At 43.9% G+C, this 932-nt stretch carries 1 protein-coding gene; it reads left to right on the forward strand.

Annotation, left to right across the window (positions count from 1 at the left end):
* The coding region (locus tag AC1MDJ_RS08115) for a flagellin N-terminal helical domain-containing protein (protein WP_479690409.1) at positions 1-932 on the forward strand (932 nt) is incomplete at both ends.

Below are 932 nucleotides of genomic sequence, written 5' to 3' on the forward strand. Positions count from 1 at the left end.
TGATAGACGGGAGCTGCAAAAAGAGTTTGACCAGCTCAAGGCAGAAATTAACAGGGTATCAAACGCAACGGAGTTTAATACTAAAAAGTTATTATCAGGTTCAGCTGCTGGCTTATACTCATCAAGCAGTAGCGATGTGGATGTTATATTCAGGGGTGCGCCTGTCGAAGGGAACTACAAGCTGACGTTTAATGTAGACCCCGGACAGAACGCCATATATAAGACGAATATATTCACGGCGGGAGCTGATTCGCTAGTAGCGAGAGATGGCGTTAACACTTCTGGCATGGCTAACTTCACTACAAGCGGGGATATACGCATATTTGATGGTGCCACATTAACGTTTTCGTCAATTGGTGCTAATTCTTATCCAAAATACCCTACTCTTTTAGGAATATACCATACCAGCATATCTGAAGATCCAGGAGACTACGACACTACCACTGCTGCCCTTACTGGTATTGGGGTTGTATCAGGAAATGTCACTAACGGCTTTATAGGTCTTGAGTTTAATGAGAGCGTTGTTGGTGGAGCTGGCAATACAGGCACAGTTAGCCTCACCTTTACAGACGCTGCGACTGGTGCAAGCGATAGTAAGCAAATAGGCTATACATACGCAAATACCACTGATATAATATTTGATAGTGTGGGAGCGGGTTTAGATTTTGACAATGGAATGAGATTGATAATATCGAGCAGACTAATTACTCCTGGGAACACTATTACAGCCGGCGACAAGGTGCTATTCACAATAGGTAATAGTATCAACACACCTACCGTCAGAGTTGACAATATTCAAATAGTTGGGAGTTCCTCTACGCATACTTGGGTTAGTAGCTATGACCCTTTTGGGTGGGAGGGTCCTGGAGTAGCCATTAACCCTAACAGCGGTGGTAGCTATTATGCGGTAAGTATAGTTGATGGGCAGTTTG

The sequence above is a fragment of the Candidatus Termitispirillum reticulitermitis genome, from assembly GCF_054655775.1.